General features: G+C 76.7%; 1 protein-coding gene. It reads left to right on the top strand.

Annotated features, from left to right (window positions below; genetic code table 11):
- Nucleotides 1-5031: SDR family NAD(P)-dependent oxidoreductase (locus AE652_RS35035; protein ID WP_049659029.1), on the top strand; the 5031-nt coding region annotated here is incomplete at both ends.

The following is a 5031-nucleotide window of genomic DNA, read 5'->3' as shown; positions in this document are numbered from 1 at the left end:
CTGACGCCGCGCCGAACGCCGGAGCCGCCGACGGCGGCGCCCCGGCCACCGAACGCCGTCCCGCCACCGACCGCCGTCCCGCCACCGGACAGCCGGTGGCCGCCCCCGGCCCGGTGGACCGCGGCCCGATCGCGGTCGTCGGCATGAGCGGCCGGTTCGCGGGCACCGGCTCGCTGGACGAGCTGTGGACGCGGCTGGAGAACGGGGACGACCTGGTCACCGACGCCACCCGCTTCCGCCTCGACGGCCTGAGCGCGTGCACCCGGGGCGGCTTCCTCGACCGGATCGACGAGTTCGACGCGCTGTTCTTCAACATCTCCGGCACCGAGGCCGCCGCGATGGACCCCCAGCAGCGGCTGCTGCTGGAGGAGTCGTGGAAGGCCCTGGAGGACGCCGGGTACGCCGGCCGGATGGACCGGCGGCCGTGCGGCGTGTACGTCGGCGCCTGGGCCGGGGACTACCTGGAGCTGCTCGACGGGGACGCGCCGGCCCAGGCCCTGTGGGGCAACATGGCCTCGGTGATCCCGAGCCGGGTCAGTTACGCCCTGGACCTCAAGGGCCCGGCGATCGCCGTCGACACCTCCTGTTCCAGCTCGCTGGTGGCGCTCGACCTGGCGTGCAAGGACCTCTGGTCCGGCGAGACCTCGATGGCCCTGGCCGGCGGGGTGTTCGTCCAGTCCACGCCGCGGCTGTACGGGCTCGCGGGCCGCGCGGGGATGCTCTCCCCGAGCGGGCGCTGCCACAGCTTCGACCACCGGGCGGACGGCTTCGTCCCCGGTGAGGGCGTCGGGGTGGTGGTGCTCAAGCGGCTCGCCGACGCGCTGGCCGACGGGGACCACGTCCACGGCGTGATCACCGCCGTCGGGGTCAACCAGGACGGCGCCACCAACGGCATCACCGCCCCGAGTTCGGTCTCCCAGGAGAGCCTGATCAGCGGGCTGTACGAGCGGGCCGGCGTCGACGTGGAGCGGATCGGCCTGGTCGAGGCGCACGGCACCGGCACGCCGCTGGGCGACCCGATCGAGTTCCGGGCCCTGGACCGGGTCTTCCGCGCCCGGACCGACCGCGCCGAGTACTGCGCGCTGGGCTCGGTGAAGACCACGATCGGACACGCCCAGTTCGCCGCCGGCATCGCGGGCGTGCTGAAGGTCCTGCTGGCGCTCAGGCACCGGCGGATCCCCGCCGCGCTGAACTTCGAGACCGCCAACGAGGCGGTCCCGCTGGCCGGCAGCCCGTTCTACGTCAACACCCGGACCCGTGACTGGGCCGCCCCCGCCGGCGGCCCGCGCTGCGGCGTGGTGAGCTCCTTCGGGGCCAGCGGCACCAACGCCCACGTCGTCATCGAGGAGGCGCCGTCGGCCGAGCGGCCCCCGGCGCCGAGGGCGGACCACCCCGTGGTCCTGTCCGCCCGGACGGAGCAGCAGCTCGCCGAGCAGCGGCGCCGGCTCGCGGCGCACCTGCGCGCCCACCCCTCGGTGGAGCTGCGCGACCTCGCCCACACCCTGTGGGTCGGCCGGAAGCGGTTCGAGCACCGCTTCGAGTGCCTGGCGGGCGACACCGCCGAACTGGTCGCGGTGCTCGACGGCATCGCGCCCGCCCGTCCGGTCGGGGACGCGCCGGCCCCGGCCGGGGGACGCCTCGTCCCGCTGCCGACCTACCCGTTCGCCCCGGACCGGCACGGGCCGGCGGCGGGCCGCGACCGCGACCACGACCGCGTCACGCTGTCCCGTACGGACGGGCTGCTGCGGGACCACGTCGTGCAGGGCCGGCACATCCTGCCCGCCGTCGCCCATCTGGAACTAGCCCGTCGGGCCCTGGGCGGCACCCGCGTCCGGATGACCAACGTGACGTGGGTCCGGCCGCTGGAGGTCGGGCCGGAACCCGTCGAGGTGCTGGTCGACCTGCGCACCGACGCCCGCGGCGGCCGGCGGTTCACGCTGTCGACCGGCGGGACGGTCCGCAGCGAGGGCACCCTGGCCCCCTCCGACGCCCCGCGCCCGGCCCGGGTGGACCTCGCCGCGCTGCGCGCGCGGTGCCCGGAGACGGTGCCCGGCGAACGGATCCACCAGGCCCTGCGGTCGATGGGCATCGAGCACGGCCCGAGCCTGCGGGCCGTCCGGCAGGCGCACGTGGGCCCCGACACGGTGCTCGCCGACCTGGTCCTGCCCGACGCGGCCGAGCCGGGCGCGCTCACCCCGGCCCTGCTGGACTCGGCGATCCAGGCCACCGTCGCGGCGCACCTGACCGAACTGCGGGACACCGCCGTGCCGTTCGCGCTGGAGCGGCTCGAGCTGTTCGCCCCCTGCACCCCGGCCATGACGGCCGTGGTGCGGGGCCTGGCGGCCGGACCGCTCGGCCGGCTCGACATCGATCTGGTGGACGAGGACGGCGAGGTCCGGGTACGGCTGGTCGGCTACAGCTCCCGCCGGACCGGGAGCCGCACCGAACCCCGCCCGGAGGCCCGTACCGGAACGGCCGGCGCGGACCGGCCCGAGCCCGCCGTCGAAGGCGCCGTCGAGGCCGCCGTCGAAACCGCCGTCGAACCGGCCCTCTACGCCCCGGTCTGGGACCCGATCCCCGCGGACGGCGCCCCGGTGCCCTCCGGCGCGGACCGCGTCCTGGTCGTCGGCGGCCCGGCCCCGCTCGACGGCGCGCTGCACTGGCCGCTGCCGGCCTCGGCGAGCGTCGAGGAGGCCACCGCCGCACTGCGCGGACTCGGACCGGTCGACCACCTGGTGTGGGCCGCCCCCGAGGCCGACCTCGCGCCCACCGACGCCGCCGGGTACACCGCCGCGCAGGAGGACGGGGTGGTCGCCGCGTTCCGCCTGGTGAAGGCGCTGGTCGCGGCGGGCTACGACGCCAGGCCGCTCGGGATCACCCTGGTGACGACCCGTGCGCTCGCCACCCACGCGGACGACGAGGTCCAGCCCGCGCACGCCGGGCTGCACGGCCTGTTCGGCTCGCTGGGCCGGGAGTACGGCAACTGGACCGTCCGCCGCGTCGACCTGGACGGCTCCGGCTGGCCCGCCGACCTCACCGCCCTGCCCGCCCAGTCCCCCGACGACGCCTGGGTCCGGCGGACCGGCCAGTGGCTGGCCCGCCGATGGGCCCCGTGCGAGGCCCCGGAGCGGCCGGTGTACCGGGAGGGCGGCGTGTACGTCGTCATCGGCGGCGCCGGCGGGCTGGGCTCCGCGTGGACCCGGCACGTCGTGCGGAACCACGGCGCCCACGTCACCTGGATCGGCCGCCGGGCGCACGACGCCACCGTGGCGGACCGAATCCGCTCCGCCGGAGGCCCGGAGCACGTCCGCTACCTCCAGGCCGACGCCGGCGACCCGGCCGCGCTGCGCCGGGCCCTGGCCGAGGTCAGGCGCCGCCACCCCCGGGTGCACGGCGTCGTCCAGGCGGCGCTGGTGCTGCGGGACAGCACCGTCGCGCGGATGGACGAGGCCGACCTGCGCGCCGCGCTGGCCGCCAAGGTCGACGTGACGACCGCCATGGCCGAGGCCTTCGACGGCGAACCGCTCGACTTCGCGGTCCTGCTGTCCTCCATGCAGTCCTTCACGACCGCCGCCGGCCAGGGCAACTACGCGGCCGGCTGCACCTTCAGCGACGCCTACGCGCACGCCCTCGGGCAGCACTGGGACACCCCGGTCCGGGTCATGAACTGGGGCTGGTGGGGCGGACTCGGGAGCGTCACCTCCGAGTTCTACCGGGAGCGGATGACCCGGGTCGGGCTGGTGTCGATCGAACCGCCGGAGGGGCTCGCCGCCCTGGCCGCCCTGCTCGGCGGCCCGCAGCGGCAGCTCGCCTACGTCCGCACCGACCGGCGCAACACCCTGCCCAACTTCGACCGCGCCACCCGGGTCTCCGCGCACGGCCCGGCCGTCCTGCCGCGCCCCGGCACGCTGCCGGCCGGCGTCGACGAGACGGACGCCGCCCTGGACGAGGTCGTCCGGTGGCGGCGGGCCGAGCGGGACCCGTGGCTCGCCAAGGTCCTCGCCGCCCAGCTGGCCGACGTCGACCGCGCGGCGGTCCTGCCGCAGTACGCCCAGTGGTGGGAGCACGCCCAGCGGCTCCTGGCGCCGGCGGAGCCCGCGGACCAGGTGCTGGCCCGGTGGGAGCGGCAGTGCGCCCGGTGGTCCGCGGACCCCGACCGGGCGGCGGAGCTGCGCCTGGCCGCGGCCATGCTCGGGGCCCTGCCCGGGATCCTGACCGGCCGCGTCCGGCCCACCGACGTGATGTTCCCGCGCGGCTCCATGGAGCTGGTGGAGGGCTGCTACCGCGACAACCGCGCCGCCGACCTGTTCAACCGCGCCATGGCCGCCACCGCCGCCGGCCTGGTCGCCGACCGGCTGCGCCGCGACCCGGGCGCCCGGCTGCGGATCCTGGAGGTCGGCGCGGGCACCGGCGGCACCAGCGTGGGGATGTTCGCCGCCCTCCAGCCGTACCGGGACAGCATCGAGCGCTACGTCTACACGGACGTCTCCAAGGCCTTCCTGAACCACGCCCGGGCCTCGTACGGGCCGGAGGTCCCGTACCTGGACTGCCGGCTGCTCGACATCGAACGGCCGCTGGCCGGGCAGGAGGTCGCCGAGGGCGCCTTCGACCTGGTCATCGCCGCGAACGTGCTGCACGCGACCAAGGACACCCGCAACACCCTGCGCAACGCCAAGGCCGCGCTGCGGCCCGGCGGTTGGCTGCTGCTGAACGAGCTCTCGGCGTTCGACCTGTTCAGCCACGTGACCTTCGGCCTGCTGGAGGGCTGGTGGCTGTTCGACGACCGGTCGCTGCGGATCCCCGGCTCGCCGGCGCTGTCGCCCGGGAACTGGCGGGACGTGCTGGCCGGTGAGGGCTTCCGCACCGTCGTGTTCCCGGTGTCCCGGGCGCTCCCGCTGGGGCAGCAGGTGATCGCGGCGGAGAGCGACGGGGTGGCCCGGCAGCGGGTGCCGGCGGCACCGGCCGCACCGGCGGGAGGCGGACGGGAGACGTCCGCGGCGCCCGACCGGCGCTCGGAGGCCCGGCCGCCGG

The organism is Kitasatospora sp. MY 5-36 (genome assembly GCF_001182915.1).
Taxonomy (GTDB): domain Bacteria; phylum Actinomycetota; class Actinomycetes; order Streptomycetales; family Streptomycetaceae; genus Kitasatospora.
Note: the sequence above shows the minus strand (reverse complement) of the source record. Positions and strands in the feature narration are given on the sequence as shown.